The 16657-nt window shown below is 51.3% G+C and carries 16 protein-coding genes and 1 riboswitch; of the genes, 6 read left to right on the forward strand and 10 right to left on the reverse strand.

What is annotated here, in order from left to right; translation table 11 throughout:
* Window positions 1–126 precede the first annotated feature (126 nt).
* The 3 genes from ACXIZX_RS15965 to ACXIZX_RS15975 form a co-directional block, all read right to left on the reverse strand.
* Window positions 127–1005, reverse strand: coding sequence for an OmpA family protein (locus ACXIZX_RS15965; RefSeq protein WP_008103387.1), 879 nt, complete (start codon window positions 1003–1005; stop codon window positions 127–129).
* Between the two features lie 48 nt (window positions 1006–1053).
* On the reverse strand, window positions 1054–3243 hold the full coding sequence (locus tag ACXIZX_RS15970) for an Ig-like domain-containing protein (protein WP_479404515.1): 2190 nt from the start codon (window positions 3241–3243) through the stop codon (window positions 1054–1056).
* A gap of 266 nt (window positions 3244–3509) precedes the next feature.
* The gene (locus ACXIZX_RS15975) at window positions 3510–4409 is read right to left on the reverse strand and encodes a LysR substrate-binding domain-containing protein (protein WP_179452124.1); all 900 of its coding nucleotides are present in this window, start codon (window positions 4407–4409) and stop codon (window positions 3510–3512) included.
* Window positions 4410–4508: 99 nt separating this feature from the next.
* Between ACXIZX_RS15975 and ACXIZX_RS15980 the strand changes: the two genes are divergently transcribed.
* Window positions 4509–5984 (forward strand): tetratricopeptide repeat protein, encoded by a 1476-nt coding sequence (locus ACXIZX_RS15980; RefSeq protein ID WP_479404516.1) that lies wholly within the window; start codon window positions 4509–4511, stop codon window positions 5982–5984.
* 26 nt (window positions 5985–6010) lie between these two features.
* Here the strand turns inward: ACXIZX_RS15980 and parE are convergent, their stop codons facing one another.
* From parE to nudF, 5 genes are read right to left on the reverse strand one after another with little or no spacing between them, the layout of a single operon-like run.
* Window positions 6011–7906 carry a DNA topoisomerase IV subunit B gene (gene parE, locus ACXIZX_RS15985; protein WP_061720471.1) on the reverse strand — a complete coding sequence of 632 codons (1896 nt, stop codon included), beginning with the start codon at window positions 7904–7906 and terminating at the stop codon, window positions 6011–6013.
* 46 nt (window positions 7907–7952) lie between these two features.
* Window positions 7953–8534 (reverse strand): esterase YqiA, encoded by a 582-nt coding sequence (gene yqiA / locus ACXIZX_RS15990; RefSeq protein ID WP_479404517.1) that lies wholly within the window; start codon window positions 8532–8534, stop codon window positions 7953–7955.
* A gap of 3 nt (window positions 8535–8537) precedes the next feature.
* A complete protein-coding gene (gene cpdA, locus ACXIZX_RS15995) occupies window positions 8538–9365 on the reverse strand; it encodes a 3',5'-cyclic-AMP phosphodiesterase (protein ID WP_008103398.1) in 828 nt (275 codons plus the stop codon).
* A gap of 44 nt (window positions 9366–9409) precedes the next feature.
* Window positions 9410–9835, reverse strand: a complete 426-nt coding sequence (locus ACXIZX_RS16000; RefSeq protein ID WP_008103400.1) for a DUF1249 family protein — start codon at window positions 9833–9835, stop codon at window positions 9410–9412.
* Complete coding sequence (gene nudF / locus ACXIZX_RS16005; protein WP_008103402.1) at window positions 9832–10467, reverse strand: ADP-ribose diphosphatase; 636 nt, start codon at window positions 10465–10467, stop codon at window positions 9832–9834. Before nudF ends, ACXIZX_RS16000 begins: the two co-directional genes overlap by 4 nt.
* Window positions 10468–10492: 25 nt before the next feature.
* On the opposite strand from nudF, the gene ACXIZX_RS16010 reads away from it, so the two are divergent.
* The 4 genes from ACXIZX_RS16010 (at window position 10493) to ACXIZX_RS16025 (ending at window position 14141) form a co-directional block, all read left to right on the forward strand.
* A complete protein-coding gene (locus ACXIZX_RS16010; protein ID WP_225614418.1) occupies window positions 10493–10684 on the forward strand; it encodes a hypothetical protein in 192 nt (63 codons plus the stop codon).
* On the forward strand, window positions 10681–12153 hold the full coding sequence (gene tolC, locus ACXIZX_RS16015) for an outer membrane channel protein TolC (protein ID WP_061720468.1): 1473 nt from the start codon (window positions 10681–10683) through the stop codon (window positions 12151–12153). Before ACXIZX_RS16010 ends, tolC begins: the two co-directional genes overlap by 4 nt.
* 141 nt (window positions 12154–12294) lie before the next feature.
* Complete coding sequence (locus ACXIZX_RS16020) at window positions 12295–12969, forward strand: DUF1190 family protein (protein ID WP_008103408.1); 675 nt, start codon at window positions 12295–12297, stop codon at window positions 12967–12969.
* 8 nt (window positions 12970–12977) lie between these two features.
* Window positions 12978–14141 (forward strand): glutathionylspermidine synthase family protein, encoded by a 1164-nt coding sequence (locus tag ACXIZX_RS16025; RefSeq protein ID WP_479404518.1) that lies wholly within the window; start codon window positions 12978–12980, stop codon window positions 14139–14141.
* 38 nt (window positions 14142–14179) lie between these two features.
* Here ACXIZX_RS16025 and ygiD read toward each other — a convergent pair whose 3' ends face one another.
* Window positions 14180–14965 carry a 4,5-DOPA-extradiol-dioxygenase gene (gene ygiD / locus ACXIZX_RS16030; protein WP_479404519.1) on the reverse strand — a complete coding sequence of 262 codons (786 nt, stop codon included), beginning with the start codon at window positions 14963–14965 and terminating at the stop codon, window positions 14180–14182.
* Between the two features lie 275 nt (window positions 14966–15240).
* Between ygiD and ACXIZX_RS16035 the strand changes: the two genes are divergently transcribed.
* Window positions 15241–15624 carry a cell wall hydrolase gene (locus tag ACXIZX_RS16035; RefSeq protein WP_008103414.1) on the forward strand — a complete coding sequence of 128 codons (384 nt, stop codon included), beginning with the start codon at window positions 15241–15243 and terminating at the stop codon, window positions 15622–15624.
* Between the two features lie 58 nt (window positions 15625–15682).
* On the opposite strand, the gene ribB is transcribed toward ACXIZX_RS16035, so the two are convergent.
* Window positions 15683–16339 carry a 3,4-dihydroxy-2-butanone-4-phosphate synthase gene (ribB, locus tag ACXIZX_RS16040; RefSeq protein WP_008103416.1) on the reverse strand — a complete coding sequence of 219 codons (657 nt, stop codon included), beginning with the start codon at window positions 16337–16339 and terminating at the stop codon, window positions 15683–15685.
* A 105-nt stretch (window positions 16340–16444) separates the two neighbouring features.
* A riboswitch (FMN riboswitch) is annotated at window positions 16445–16594 on the reverse strand.
* Window positions 16595–16657: the final 63 nt, after the last annotated feature.

Raw genomic sequence — 16657 nt, forward strand, 5'->3', positions numbered from 1 at the left:
TACACAGGACACGTCTTAAAACCCTATATATCTTTGATTAGCTAATAAAGATAAAAAGAGGGTAAAAGTGGCCATCTGATATTTATAGAAAAGCCACCTGTAAATATTTAGAAATAATTAACGCTATTATTTATTCTCAACACTAATAATAACGCGACGCTCATTGGCATAGCAGGCTACTTGCTCTTTCTGCGATCCCTGACATTGCATAGTTACCTGACTTTCTCCCATACTTTGAGAAGAAATATTGGCACTTGAGATCCCATTATTAACTAAAAGTTTCTTAATCGTATCCGCACGAAGCTGACCTAATTTCATGTTGCTATTCTCGTCGCCTATTGGATCGGTGAATCCGGTAACCACAATATGCGGCTGATTATTCGACTGGCGCTTAATCATGGCGGCAAACTGCTGAATAGCATTACGGCCTTCATTGGAAATATCGCTGCTATTGGCGCTGGCAAACTTAAAGAGCAGATCTGATGAAAACTCATAATTATCATAAGATTGGGTGGTTCCTGCCTGGCAAGCCACTACAGAGGAGACGCGTGATAACAGATGGGTTTGCTGGCGAGTACCCACCAGCTGCTGCTGGGCTTCTGTCTCGCTGGTCACCAATGGACGGCCGGAACCATCCAGGCTAGCACGGATGTAATAGGTTTTCCCTGCAGCCAAGTTGTCACGCCATGGCTGTTGTTGCTTGCCCTGATAGGATGGCGCGTCATTTGTGAAACTCGCCAGCGAATGCACGCCTGGATTTACACAGAATGTGCTGTAGCCGCCAGCAAGCAGAGCGGTTTGAAATTCGCCATCAACATAGATATGTGCCGGTGAATTACCGATAGCGTCCGCCGGACGATAATAAACAATACGTACCTGGTCCGCAGCAGCTGCAGGCATTGAACGCCAGGCTTGCCCAAAATTATTTTGTGCTTGAGCATTAAATACAGTGATGGCTGACAATGAGGCGAATGCAGCCAGCATCATGATAGTTTTATTTTTCATAATCACTCCAGAAAACAGGTGTCTGGAGACACCTGCTACTTTTAAATATTAGTTTTGTGATGAATAATCGATAAAGTCTTTCATCTCATATGCGGAATTAATACTTGAATCATTCGACGTTAATACACCTGTAGCGGTAATACTATTGGCATCATTAATGAAATCAATATCATTCAGCAAACTATTTTTAATATCGTGAATGACGGCATTATCTTCCAACGGCTCGTTTAATAATGATTGGCTTTGTTCTGATAATAGCTCCGACAAATCCAGCCCATTAATAGAGAGATTACCAAGATCCGGCGGACCAGGAGGCGTGGTATCCACTTCAACCTGATAAACATCCGTTTTAGCTGTTACTACACCATCAGCATCTTTGAAGGCTGCTTCAATTTTATAAACATCTTCAGCAAGCTCTGGGGTGGTGAAACTCCATTTACCTTCAGTGTTAACCGTTACAGAGTGATATGTATGCCCATTCGTGCCCGTAATCCACAGATAAACAATATTACCTGCCTGACCCGAACCTTCAATAATCATCGTTGGATCGTTTGAGTCACTGCCACCGTTTCCAACCGGGTATTTAATACCGGCGTCATTGTTATCTTTGAAGACGCCATCGATAGTTCCTGTTACAGGCACTTCCGGATTTGGCTCAACTTCTTTGCCTGGATCGAAATTAGGATCGTCGATTGTAATTATGACTTTGTCAGAAGGTGCAGATTCATTTCCAGCAGGATCGGTAACAATAATCTGGAATTCATGCTCGCCATTATCAATCGGTTGTTTCGGTGTAAAGGTCCATTCACCTTTATCATCAACAACCGTGCTACCAATGACCTTACCGTTATCGATAATTTTGATAATTTCGCCCTTCTCACCTTTGCCTTCAAAGGTAGGCGTGCTGTCTTCTGTTTCCTCGCCAGAACCGATTGGTGCGCCATCATCATCTGAAATTTGACCGATGCCCTGGTTTTCTGGCGCGATGGTATCGACCTCAACAATCCATGGCGTAGAAGGCAGGGATTTATTACCCACCTGATCAACCACCACTACGCTGAAATCGTGCTTACCATCTTCCAATACTGGACTAATAAATTTCCAGTTCCCCTCATTATCCGTTTGCGCCGTACCGATCAGTTGGCCATTTTTCCAGATTTCAACGGTAGAACCCTGTTCAGCTTTACCCGACAAAACCGGCGTGCTGTCTTTTGTCAAACCACCGTTTACAATCTCTTTTGCTGGATTAACCGAATCATCGATCATGCCATCAATTGAACCTTTAGCTGGTGCGGTCAAGTCAACGGTGAAGTTCCATGCTTCGCTTGACTCACCGACCACACCGCTCTCATTACGCTCACGTGTGGTGATGCTGTGATCGCCGGCTGACAGAGCAGTGCCTGGCGTAAACGACCAGCTACCGTTTTCTCCAACGGTAGTTTCACCAATCTTCTTCTCGCCATCCCAAATCTCGATAACGTTACCTTTGGTGCCGGTACCATTCAGAGTTGGAGTTGTATCATCAGTGCGGCCACCTTTGGCGATCAAACCCGTTACACTTCCCACGTCATCGTAAAGACCGCTTACGACCGGAATATTTACGTCGCCGCCACCGTTATCACCGCCACCTTTGCCGCCGTCCCCACCTTTACCGCCGTCGCCACCGTCGCCGCCACTGCCACCATTTCCGTTGTTGTTACTGCCGCTGTTGCTGTCCTGATACTGCTGTTTAGCGGCCAGGAAACCCAGGCCCGCGGCTGCTGCGATAGCTGCCAAACCGCCCAAAGCGATCAACGCTGGTGACCACTCAAAACCCGAAGCCAGCGCGAAGCCACCGTCACTCTCAACGGTGCTTTCGCCCAAGGCTAAAGCACTGGTTTCACCATCAGCTAAAGCGGCAGCATCGTGATCGGAGTTACCATCAGTGGCGACGTATTCGTGCATCGCGCCATCTTCTGCTTTACCGACTAAGGAACCCGATTTGGCAAAAAAGTCTTCGATAATCAGATCAGGATCGTTGGCATCTGAACCTTCCAGCATCACCAGCAGATTTTTGCCTACACGCTTAACAGTAATATTTTCAGGTGCAACACCATCGTTACCTTGGGTCAGCAAGTATTTTCCGTTGGTAATAGCCTGAATTTTCGCAGCTTTACCCTCTTTGCCTACACGCAATGCTTCCGCTTTCGTTATTGTTTTTTTATCAATAACCGCAACACTCACGGGCGAAACGTTCATGATTAATCCCTTCCGTCATTTAGATTTTGATTGCGCGGTTGCGTACAAGCGCAGCAATCTCCCTGGCTCAACCCACCTCCGTGGGCTCAAAGTGAGCGACATAATCAGGAAAGAGAGATTTCCGAGACATAAGAAACGTCCCGTTAGGAAAGAAAAAATTTCCCAACATTGTCAAAAAGCCAGTTAGTTAATTAACTACCTGAATTAACAAACCTTTATGGAAAACAAAACGACCAGAGAAGGGAAATAATTAAACCATAACAGGACTATAACAGATGATTTTCCTGAATTTTTTCGCGCAAAAAATCCAGAAAACAGGTGATGCGGGAGGTAAGAGATTGGTTGCGATAGTAAACCGCGTGGATAGGTAGGCGCTGCTCGCGCGTTTCCGTTTCCAGAACCTGCACCAGACGTCCATTGATGCGATCTTCACGGCTGACAAAATCAGATAAACGCACAATGCCTTGCCCTGCCAATGCCAGTTGACGAAGCGTTTCACCACTCGAAGCAGATAACGTAGGTTTGATGCGCAGGAACTCTCCTTCTCGCTGCCAAACCGGCCAAATGTTATGCGCATCAAGGTGACTAAACCCCAGCAGTTGATGATTCACCAGCGCATCCACGCTTTCTGGAACGCCATATTTCTCCAGATATGCCGGACTGGCCAATAGACGTATCACGCTGCTGCCAAGGACGCGCGCGCGCAGCGTGGAGTCCCGCAACTCACCGATGCGGATGGCAATGTCTGTTTGCTGCTCCAGCAGGTCGATGACGATGTCGTCAGTGTTCAGTTCAAGTTGAATATGCGGATAGCGCTGACTGAACTCTGCAACAAGCGGCACAATAACGTGCAAAGTAAAGGGTGTGTTGGCATTAACGCGTAGCCGCCCTGAGGGAATGTCTCTGCGCTGAGCAATATGTTCTTCCGCTTGCTCGACTGAAGCGAGAATCTGCCGCGCGTGATCGAGGAAAATAAGCCCTTCTTCGGTCAACGCCAGACGACGAGTTGTGCGGTGCATTAACGTGGTTTGCAGCTTGCTTTCTAAGCGACTCAACGCACGACTAATACCGGAGCTGGTTTGTTCCAACTGTTCTGCCGCAGCAGTGATTGAACCGGTATCCACAACCGTCACCCAGGCACGCAATTCTTCCAGTGTAATTTTCAAAATTCTCATCCTCAGAGAACGGTTCAAGACCTGTCCTGGCGTTGTTGCCGCAATATCTGTTGTAAATTACGCCACCTCAATCAGCGGCAGGATATCATAATGCGTCATAAACCTCGGATGGGTAACGACTTACGTCAGCAGCAAGCTGTAACTCAGTTGATCCAACGAGGAAAGCAAGATGAAGCCTGGCGCAAGATTCGTGCTCATCTCACACTGGCTCCCTATGATGGCTGGTTCCTGCATGAAGCCGCGCGGTTGGCACGGCGCACTGGTGATGTCGATACGGCGCAGCGCTACTATCAGCGTGCTTTAACGCTTTCACCACAAGATGCCGGGCTGCTCAATGGCCTTGGTTTAACCCATTATGATGCGGGCCGCTTTGCTGAGGCAGAGCAGCATTATCGAGCCGCTCTGCAAGCGCGTGACCGCTATGCAGCTTGCCACAACAACTACGCTATTTTGCTGCACAAACAGCATCGTTATTCTGCAGCATTGCATCAGTACCGCCAGGCGATGCGTATTCAGCCAGATTATACCGAAGCGCGTTATGGTATGAGCACCTTGCTGGCTCACATGGGGCAACTGCAAGAAGCAGAAAGCCAGATGCAACGCGTGATGCATGAGCGTAATGGCGACCGTCGCTGCCAGAATGCGCTCGGCATGGTCCAGTTACAGCAAGGTAACTTTGCTGCTGGCTGGCGCAATTATCAGGCACGTTACGCAACAGATAATCCTGAGCGCTTTTTTACCTTACCTGAGCTACCTATTCGTTACTGGCAAGGTGAAGACTTAGTTGGTATGACGCTGCTGGTGCGAACGGAACAAGGACTGGGTGATGAGATTCAGTTTTGCCGTTTTCTCTCACGGGTAAAATCGGAAAAGCATGCCGCTAAGGTAATCATGATCGGCAACGCCGCCTTGAAACCTTTAATGGCAAGCTTGAAAAATGTAGATAGTTATTTAATCAGGGAAGATAAACATCAGGCGCTGCCGCAGGCCGATTATTGGTGTTCACTGCTGGATTTGCCGCAACATTTTCTCAACTCGCCGCAGCCATTCAATGCCGATGTTCCTTATTTATCTGGCGCACCTGAGCATCAGGCGAAATGGCCGATTGCTGGCACAGGTAAAAAAATTGGCATTGTGTGGAAAGGTTCCAGCGCACACAAAAATGACAGGCAGCGTTCGCTGTCACATCTGTCTGAACTGGCAACTCTATTTTCTGTACCAGAAACGCATTGGGTTAGTTTGCAAAAAGGAGCTGGAGAGGAAGAAGTAAATCATTTTCCTCACCTTCAGCCATTGGGCGCCCAATTCACTGATTATCAGGATACCGCCGCCGTTATTTCACAACTGGATTTGGTGATTGGCGTGGATACGTCAGTAATCCACTTAGCGGGTGCGCTGGGGAAACCTTGCTGGGTAATGTTGCCTGCCTGGGCGCGAGATTGGCGCTGGTTAGAAAATCGCGATGATTCGCCGTGGTATCCACAGATGCAACTGTTTGCGCGCGGGCAGGATGAAGAGTGGAGCTCGGTAATTATGCGGATTAAACAGGCGCTGCAGCAGCTATAAAAAGGGACGCCGTGGCGTCCCAATTTTTACACTTCGAGGTCGGCTAAATCGCCTTTCTCTTGCAGCCAGTTTCGGCGATCTTCCGAGCGTTTCTTCGCTAACAGCATATCCATCACGCGCAGCGTTTGGTCGACATCCTCATCGCTGATCGTCAATTGCACCAGACGACGTGTGTTCGGATCGAGCGTGGTTTCGCGCAGCTGCAGCGGGTTCATTTCACCCAAGCCCTTAAAGCGCTGCACATTCGGCTTACCTTTCTTACGCTTCAGCTGGTCCAGCACGCCCTCTTTCTCATCTTCATCTAAGGCGTAATAGACTTCTTTGCCGAGATCGATGCGATACAGCGGCGGCATCGCCACATACACATGGCCGTGCTGCACCAGCGAACGGAAATGCTTCACGAACAGCGCGCACAGCAACGTCGCGATGTGCAAACCATCTGAGTCTGCATCCGCAAGGATACAGATCTTGCCGTAACGCAGCTGGCTCAGATCTTCACTATCAGGATCAATACCGATCGCCACTGAAATATCATGCACTTCTTGCGAAGCCAGCACTTCGTCTGAAGATACTTCCCATGTGTTGAGGATCTTACCTTTCAACGGCATGATCGCCTGATAATCGCGATCGCGCGCCTGCTTGGCGGATCCGCCCGCAGAATCCCCTTCGACGAGGAACAGTTCGGTTCGATTCAAATCCTGCGCGGTGCAGTCAGCCAGTTTGCCCGGCAGCGCCGGTCCGCTGGTGAGTTTTTTACGCACCACTTTCTTTGCGGCACGCATACGGCGCTGTGCGCTGGAGATCGCCAGCTCGGCCAGCATTTCAGCCGCCTGCACGTTCTGGTTCAGCCACAGGCTGAAGGCATCTTTCACCACCGCCGAAACAAACGCCGCACACTGACGTGACGACAGGCGCTCTTTAGTCTGACCAGCAAACTGGGGATCCTGCATTTTCACCGACAGTACGTACGCACAGCGATCCCAGATATCTTCCGCCGAGAGCTTCACGCCGCGCGGCAAAATATTGCGGTATTCGCAGAACTCACGCATGGCATCCAGCAATCCCTGACGTAAGCCGTTAACGTGCGTGCCGCCTTGCATGGTTGGGATCAGGTTGACGTAGCTTTCCGTCAGCAGCTCACCGCCTTCCGGCAGCCACAGCAGCGCCCAATCCACCGCTTCCACATCGCCGGCAAAACTGCCAACAAAAGGTTTTTCCGGCAGCGTTGGTAAGCCGTCAATCGCTTCACACAGGTAATCGGTCAGGCCATCCTGATACATCCAGGTTTGTTCGGTGTCATTTACCTTGTCTTTAAAGACAATTTCAACGCCCGGGCAGAGCACGGCTTTGGCTTTTAACAAATGTGATAAGCGGGAAACGGAGAAACGCGGGCTATCAAAGAAGCTTTCATCTGGCCAGAAATGCACGCTGGTGCCGGTGTTGCGTTTACCGACGGTACCGGTAACCGTAAGATCCTGCACCTTGTCGCCATTTTCGAAGGCAATCTGGTAGATTTCGCCGTTACGACGCACGGTAACTTCGACGCGCTTTGATAAGGCGTTAACCACCGAGATCCCGACGCCGTGCAAGCCGCCTGAGAACTGATAGTTTTTATTGGAGAATTTGCCGCCCGCGTGCAGGCGACAAAGAATCAGCTCAACCGCAGGTACGCCTTCTTCCGGATGAATATCCACCGGCATGCCACGACCATCATCAATAACTTCCAATGACTGATCGGCATGAAGAATCACTTCCACACGTTTGGCGTGACCGGCCAGCGCCTCATCGACGCTGTTATCGATCACTTCCTGGCCCAGATGGTTTGGGCGCGTGGTATCGGTGTACATCCCCGGACGACGACGCACCGGTTCAAGGCCGGTCAGGACCTCAATGGCATCGGCATTATAGCTTGATTGGCTCATCGTAAATGTCTGATTGGCAATAGGAAAATGGCCCCATCTCGCAAAGCTACTGGGCGTTTACTCCCAGAAAATCAACTATCTGTGCGAAATGGCGTTCGAATCCGATATAGGCATGATTGCCGCCCTCTTCAACCGTCTGGCGGCATGCGCTGTAATACTCCAGCGCCTGGCGATAATCGAGTATTTCATCGCCGGTTTGTTGCAGCAGCCAGAGTAAATCGGGCGCTTCAAGAGGGTCAATCTGCATTACTTTCAGATCGTAAATGTGGCGAGACTCTAACACATATTGCTGGCCGGTGTAGGGATTACGGTTTTCGCCGAGATAATCCACCAGCAGCTCAAATGGCCTTACGGCGGGATTGACCACCACCGCTGGCAACATAAAACACTGCGACAGCCAGGTAGCAAAATAGCCGCCCAGCGACGATCCCACCAATCCCAGCGGTTCACCGGAATACTGCATCACCAGCTCTTCCAGCATGGTGGCGGCTTCGGCCGGAAACGTCGGCAGTTGCGGCACCATCACATTGATGTGTGGATGCTGCTCGTTGAGCCATTGCTGCAGCTGGGTGGCTTTCGCCGATTGCGGGGAACTGTTGAAGCCGTGCAGATAGATCAGCGCCGCCATTGCTTAGTAGCCCTCGGAATCAAGATCGGGGCGGAACATGTCGCTTTGCAGGCGGTTCACTTCGGTTTGCAGCACGCCGTCTGGCTGCAAAGTGAACCAGCGCCAGCCTGGCGACAGCGTATCAATAGTGAAGTTAGTGCAATGCGGTTTGAACTGGACGCAGGTCGATGGTGAAGCCATTACGCGGCGACCATGCCAGTCGAGATCGAGTTCCTGATGAATATGGCCGCACACCAGATTGCGCGCACGCGGGAAGTGTTGCAGTACTGCTTCCAGCTGATGTGGATTACGCAAGCTGTGCTGATCTAACCAGGTACAACCGGAAGCCAGCGGATGGTGATGCAGCAGCACTAAGGTGTGACGTTCCGGATACTTGCTGAGCGCGGTGTGCAGCCACTCAAGCTGGTATTCGCTCAACATGCCGTGCGGTACACCAAATACCTGGCTATCGAGCAGCACCAGCTGCCAGTGATCGCCTAACAGAACATGCTTGTCTGACTTAATACCCGCATCGGCCAGTGTATCCACCATCGCCGGCTGAAAATCGTGATTTCCCGGCAGCCAGACGCAAGGTTTCGGCAGACGGTTAATGCCCGCTACAAAATGTTGGTAAGCTTCGACGGTGTGATCCTGAGCGAGATCGCCGGTGGCGATAATCAGATCATAATGCTGCTGTTGTGCCTCAATGGCATCCAGCACCGCATCAAAACTCGACCAGGTATTCACCCCAAGCAGCGATTGATGTTTTCCAGCAAAAAGATGGGTATCCGTGATTTGTAAAATCCTGATATCAGACCCATCTCGCGCAGGAAGAGTTAGCAGGCTATCCAAAGCGTTTCCTTAATCTCCACGCCATCGTTGCGTTTTTTACGCTATCAGCAAACCGGTACTGCCACAGCGCCATGCGCTAAGCAGTAACGCAACCAATCCGCAAGGAACTGGTTAATCTGATGTTTTTCATCGCGCTGATGCAATTTTTTATTAGGATAATCATAGCGCGCTTTAAATCGGTAGATCTGTTTAGTGGAACACACTTCAGCGACCATCGCATCATGGTAGAGCCGCACAGACATAGAAGGCAGGCTCCAGTAACTCACCGCAGGCGCCACCTGACGCACTTCCACCAGCGTGGTGTAACGGGTCGATTCTTCGATGGTGAGCTGATAGCTGGCGCCATTCACCTGATAAATCACCGATGCGCCTGCCTCATCATTGCGTGGCAGCAGGCGACGCAGCTGGGCAAAATTGGTTTCGCACAGGCGCATCATTTCGGGAAAGTCAGGGGTATAGCGCTGTTTCATTTTAGCTTCCACTCTTCTCGTAGTTTTTCATGGTGCAACGCCAGCCATTGCAAGGCGATGACAGATGCCGCGTTATCAATAATCCCCTCTTCCACCCAGCGATAAGCCTGTTCGCGGCTCACCACATGGACAAGAATATCCTCATTCTCTTCCTCCAGCCCGTGATTTCCCTCTGCCAGGCTGGCATCCACTTCGCCTACCAGCACCGACAAACGTTCAGACGTTCCGCCGGGGCTGGCTAAGTAATTCACTATCGGTTTGACGCGGCCAACCTTGAGGCCAGCCTCTTCTACCGCCTCACGTCGTGCGACATCTTCTGGTGTTTCGCCAGGTTCGATGATGCCAGCCACCATTTCCAGCAGCCAGGGCGTTGGGCTGGAATCAAAAGCGGGAATGCGGATCTGTTCGATCAGCACCACTTCATCGCGTAAGGGATCATAGGGTAGCAGCACGGCGGCGTGTCCGCGCTCAAAAACTTCGCGCACCACTTCACCACTCATTTCGCCATTAAAACGACGGTGACGGAAACGGTAGCTGACGATGGAAAAAAAACCATCGTAACGCGTTTCGCGTGCAATAATTTCTACATCGTTTTTTGTGAAAGTCACAGGGGATTTTTTTGCACTCGCCATCGTCTGATTCCTTATGCAGATTGGGATGGAGCAAAGAAAAGCCAAGTCTACCGCTCCGTCCGAGTGGTTCTTTTTGAATTATTTACGTAAATTAGGGGAAGAAGGCACGTTCAGCCAACTTATCTCTGACGCCGCCTCTGTAGAATCGGCGATTATTTTTTTGGCTTACCTGCAGCACTACCAGTGCATTTTGCTGCAACAAAAGGAATGCAAATGAAAAAACTGCTCCCACTTTTTATTGGACTGAGCCTGGGCGGATTCAGCCTTGCCAGCCAGGCAGAAAACCTGTTGCAGGTCTATCAGCAGGCGCGCCTTAGCAACCCCGATCTGCGCTCCTCTGCCGCTAACCGCGACGCAGCATTTGAGAAAATCAATGAAGCGCGTAGTCCTTTATTGCCGCAGTTAGGCTTGGGCGCAGATTACACTTATAACAATGGCTACCGTGACAGCAGCGGACTTCATTCCAACACGACCAGCGCCTCTCTGCAATTAACTCAAACTATTTTCGACATGTCGAAATGGCGCGCGCTGTCGCTGCAGGAAAAACAAGCCGGTATTCAGGACGTCACTTATCAGGTTGCTCAGCAAGATCTGATTCTGAATAGTGCAACTGCCTATTTCAACGTGTTGAAGGCGATCGATACGCTTTCTTACACCGAAGCACAGAAACAGTCGATCTACCGCGAATTGGATCAAACTACTCAGCGCTTCAACGTGGGTTTGGTCGCGATCACTGACGTGCAGAACGCCCGCGCACAGTATGACACCGTGCTGGCCAACGAAGTGACCGCACGTAACAACCTCGATAATGCGGTGGAATCGCTGCGTCAGATTACCGGCATGGATTATCTGTCGCTGGCTTCTCTGAATATCGATCGTTTCAAAACCGCGCGTCCAGATGCTGTTGCCAGCCTGCTAAAAGAAGCAGAGAGCCGCAACCTGACCTTGCTGTCTGCGCGTCTGAGCCAGGATCTGGCACGTGAGCAGATTCGTTCAGCTGAAACCGGCCACATGCCAACGCTGGACTTGACTGCGTCAACCGGTATGTCGAACAGCAAATATGGCGGCAGCCGCGCCAATCAGAGCGCCGGCAGCACCGACTCTATCACCGGTTCTAACCAGGTTGGTCTGAGCTTCACCATGCCACTGTATAGCGGCGGTTCGGTTACCTCCCAGGTAAAACAGGCGCAGTACAACTATGTCGCGGCCAGCGAGCAGCTGGAAGGCGCACATCGTAGCGCGGTTCAGACGGTGCGTTCTTCATTCAATAACGTGAATGCCTCTATCAGCAGCATCGATGCTTACAAGCAGGCGGTTGTCTCAGCACAAAGCTCATTGGATGCGATGGAAGCGGGTTATCAAGTTGGTACGCGTACCATCGTTGATGTGCTGGATGCAACCACCACGCTGTTCAATGCTAAACAGCAGCTTTCTGATGCGCGTTATAGCTATCTGATTAACCAGCTGAATATCAAATATGCGCTGGGTACGCTGAACGAGCAGGATCTGCAGCAGCTGAACAGCACGCTGGGCAAAGAGATCACCACGACACCAGAAGTGGTGGCGCCGGAAAATAACCAGCAGGCCGCGCGTGTGGATAACGGTCCGAAAGCGTCATCGCCTTCAGCCGCCGCACAAGCCCGTCCAGCTGCCGCACGCAGCAGCGGAAATCCATTCGGTAATTAATTCCCCAAGGGGCCGCATGCGGCCCCTTTCGCATTCAATCGTATAGCTACGTAAAGATGCTTTCCCCATCTGGCTTCGCGCTTCATTTTCCACCGCTCATCCCCTATCCTTTACCGCACCTTTGGGCACAGGATGAAAATAATGAAACGGACGAAAAATATTCGCCATGCCGCTTTTCGTAAAAGCTGGCAGGCACGCCACTTAACGCCAGTCGCCTTTGCCGTTAGCGCAGTGTTTATGCTGGCAGGCTGCGAGCAGAGTGATGAGACGGTGTCGCTCTATCAAAACGCAGATGATTGCGCCAAAGCCAATCCAGGCCAGAGCGCGCAATGTACCACTGCGTATAACAACGCACAGAAAGAAGCTGAACGTACCGCGCCAAAATACGCCACGCGCGAAGATTGTGTGGCTGAGTTTGGTGAGAATCAGTGCCAGCAAACGCCTGCACAAGCGGGCGTTGGAACGACCGCTAATAATGCCGAAGCACAGCAAAGCGGCAGCTTCTGGATGCCATTGATGGCCGGTTACATGATGGGACGTATGATGAGCGGTGGCGCAGGCTTTGCCCAGCAGCCGCTGTTCTCACCAAAAAATCCGAACAGCCCGGCAAACGGCAAATTTGTCGACGCGTCGGGTAAAAACTACGGCAATGCGACATCAGGTCGTACCATCAACGTGCCGAAAACAGCCATGGCGCCGAAACCTGCCACCACTTCCACCATCACGCGTGGCGGCTTTGGTGACAGCGTGGCAAAACAAAACACCATGCAGCGCAGCAGTGCCTCTGGCACCGGCAGCCGCTCGCTGGGAGGCTAAGCCGCAGCATGCAACGTATTGCAATCCCTGAACGTCCAGACTGGCGTGAAAAAGCAGCGGAGTATGGTTTCCAGTTTCACACCATGTATGGCGAACCTTACTGGTGTGAAGATGCGTACTACCAATTCACGTTAGCGCAGGTTGAACAGCTGGAAGATACCACCGCCGAGCTACACCAGATGTGTTTGCAAGCGGTGGAGAAAGTGGTGAACAGTGACGAGCTGCTCACCCGATTCTGCATTCCTAAGCACACCTGGGATTTTGTGCGCGATTCCTGGAAGTTGCGCCAGCCATCGCTCTATTCGCGCCTTGATCTGGCATGGGATGGCAAAGGTGACGCCAAGCTGCTGGAAAACAACGCCGACACGCCAACCTCGCTGTATGAAGCTGCCTTCTTTCAGTGGATTTGGCTGGAAGACCAGGTCACAGCGGGTAACCTGCCGCAGGGCAGTGACCAGTTCAACAGCCTGCAAGAGAAGCTGATAGAGCGCTTCGCTACGCTGCATCAGCAGTTCGGGTTCAACTGGCTGCACTTCTCCTGCTGTCGTGATACCGAAGAAGATCGCGCCACTGTGCAATATCTGCAGGACTGCGCCACCGAAGCCGGATTGCCGAGCGAGTTTCTCTATATAGATGAGATTGGACTGGGTGAAAGAGGCCAGTTTACTGATGTAAACGATCAGGTCATCAGCAATCTGTTCAAGCTCTATCCGTGGGAATTCATGCTGCGCGAAGTGTTCTCCACCAAGCTGGCAGACGCGGGCGTGCGCTGGCTGGAACCGGCATGGAAAAGCATCATCTCTAATAAAGCGCTGTTACCGCTGCTTTGGGAAATGTTCCCCAATCATCCCAATTTGCTGCCCGCCTATTTTGCCGATGATAAAAACGCGCCGCAGATGGATAAATACGTAGTGAAACCGCTGTTTTCACGTGAAGGTGCCAATATTCGCATCATTGAGAACGGCCAGGAGATCGCGCGTGCGGATGGTCCGTATGGCGAAGAAGGCATGATTATTCAGCAGTTCTATCAGCTACCGAAATTTGGTGATAGCTACACCTTGATCGGTAGCTGGCTGATTGACGATCAACCTGCCGGTATTGGCATACGCGAAGATCGTGCATTGATCACTCAGGATCTGTCGCGCTTCTATCCGCATACCTTTATTGAGTAAACGCTGTGCCGCCCGCAATCTTCGGGCGGCCACGCGCATTAACCAATCTGCACCGACATCATGCTGATCGCGCCCATCTCCATACCTTCCACAGGAATGCTGATCGCTTCAGCAGCAGCACGCGCACCAAGAATATAGAGCAGCGGTAAATAGTGTTCAGGCGTTGGGTTTGCAAGCTGTGCATCCGGATGCTGCATAAAGTTCACCAAGGGGTGATCCGCGGCCTCGCCCTGGAAACCCAGATTCTCACGTACAAACTGATTGAAGCTTTCCGCCCACGGATACGCGGTTTCCGCACCCTGCCAGCGCAGCATACGCAGATTGTGCACCACGTTACCGCTAGCCACGATCATCACACCTTCATCTCGCAATGACGCCAGCTTTTGCCCCAATGCATAGTGCCATTCGGCAGGTTTAGTACCGTCTATACTCAATTGCACAACCGGAATGTCGGCCTCGGGATACATTTTTGCCAGCACGCCCCACGAACCATGATCAAAACCCCACTCCTGATCGGCATGAACGGCGACTGGCGCGAGCAGATCAATCACTTGCTTTGCCAGCTCTGGCGATCCCGGCGCGGGATAACGCACATCAAACAGCGCCTGCGGGAAGCCACCGAAATCATGGATGGTGCGCGGATTATTCATCGCCGTCACTGCCGTGCCGCGTGTGTACCAGTGCGCCGAAACCGCGAGAATCGCGCGTGGACGTGGCAATGTCGCACCTAAATGCTGCCAGGTTTGGGTATAACGATTATCTTCCAGTACGTTCATCGGGCTGCCGTGACCAAGGAATAGCGCAGGCATGCGTGTAGTGCTCATGTTTCATCCTCTGACGAAGTGTCGCTTTATTAACCGCTACGATACGCGCTTTTGCAGAGGGATTAACGCTGATAAGCATGATGATCTCAATCAGGAAATTTGAATGACATTTTACAAGAAAATTAGAGATAAGATGAGTCTCAATATTTTGTGCACTCCTTTTACATATCAGTGATATAGCCCGCACATAAGACCGAGCGAGACTGGTCTTGTTACATACAACGAATCGGCTTCTTACACTCCACTCGGTTTTGGAAATATGAGCAGTGGAATGTATGTTAATTCAGGGAGCAATATTGTGCCTGGCGATGAATATCTACCATGAAGCGCGTGGCGAACCGATTAAAGGACAAATAGCGGTTGGCACGGTGACCATGAACCGGGCCAATTGGGATGTCAAAGAGATCTGTCCTGTGGTGTACGCACCTAAACAGTTCTCCTGGACGTCTCTCAAAAAGAATCCTTATCGTTATCCACCCAAGGAAGATAAAAGCTGGCAGCGCGCCAGAGAGTTGGCAAAAAAGATTGTTGAAGGGGAATTACAGGACGTAACCAAAGGCGCAACGTTCTTCCATGCGCACCACGTTAAACCGGCCTGGCGCCATGCTTTTGAACGTACCGTGGTGATTGGTAATCATGTGTTTTATGCCAATCGCTAAAACAAAAAAAGAGGCCGAATAGATCACTATCCGGCCTCTTTCTTCTACATCAATTCAGTTAGCTGGCGTGACGCGTCTCACGCTGACGGCGATACGCCACCAGGTCTTCAATGGTGACGACCGGCATATCGTGTTGCTTAGCAAACACGATCGCTTCAGGCGCATGCGCCATGCTGCCATCATCATTGGTCAATTCGCACAGTACACCCGCAGGTTTAAATCCTGCCAGCGTCACCAGATCGATAGTCGCTTCGGTATGTCCACCGCGAGACAGAACTCCGCCTTCACGCGCGCGCAGCGGGAAGACATGGCCCGGACGGTTAAGGTCTGACGGCTTAGCGCCATCAGCGACTGCAGCGCGAATGGTGGTGATACGATCGGCAGCAGAAACGCCGGTGGTGACACCGCTTGCGGCTTCAATCGTCACCGTAAAACCGGTGCCGTATGCGCTGGTGTTGGTTTCCACCATCATTGGCAGTTCAAGCTGCTGACGGCGTTCTTCGGTGATGCAGAGGCACACAATACCGCTGCCGTGTCGGATGGTTAATGCCATCTGCTCAACGGTCATGGTTTCTGCCGGGAAGATCATGTCACCTTCGTTTTCACGATTTTCATCGTCGAGCACCATTACACCGCGGCCGTTGCGCAGCGCATCAATGGCGCGCTCTACACGCTGTTCAGGCGTGCCAAATTCAGAAAGAAGCGTCTGATTCATGGTAAAAAAACCTTATAAAATATGAGTTACCAGAACCAGGGCGTGCTTAGGAGTGCGTACAAAACACATGGCAAAAACGTGACGCGGGCAAAGCCCGGCTGATGTCGTTACCCTCTCCCATCCGGACTCTAACCGTCGGCTCCGGAATTACACCGGATCTGCTGACCTTTCACATTGCTGTCAAAGCGCTCGCGGGCTTTCAGCTATAGCTGATTTACCGCCGGTGGGGAATTTCGCCCCGCCCTGAGAATAAGCGAACAAACTATAACGCCAATCATCTGGACGGGCAATCGACAAAAGTGCAAATGCTTTTGCATT

It is taken from the genome of Candidatus Pantoea symbiotica (genome assembly GCF_056491525.1).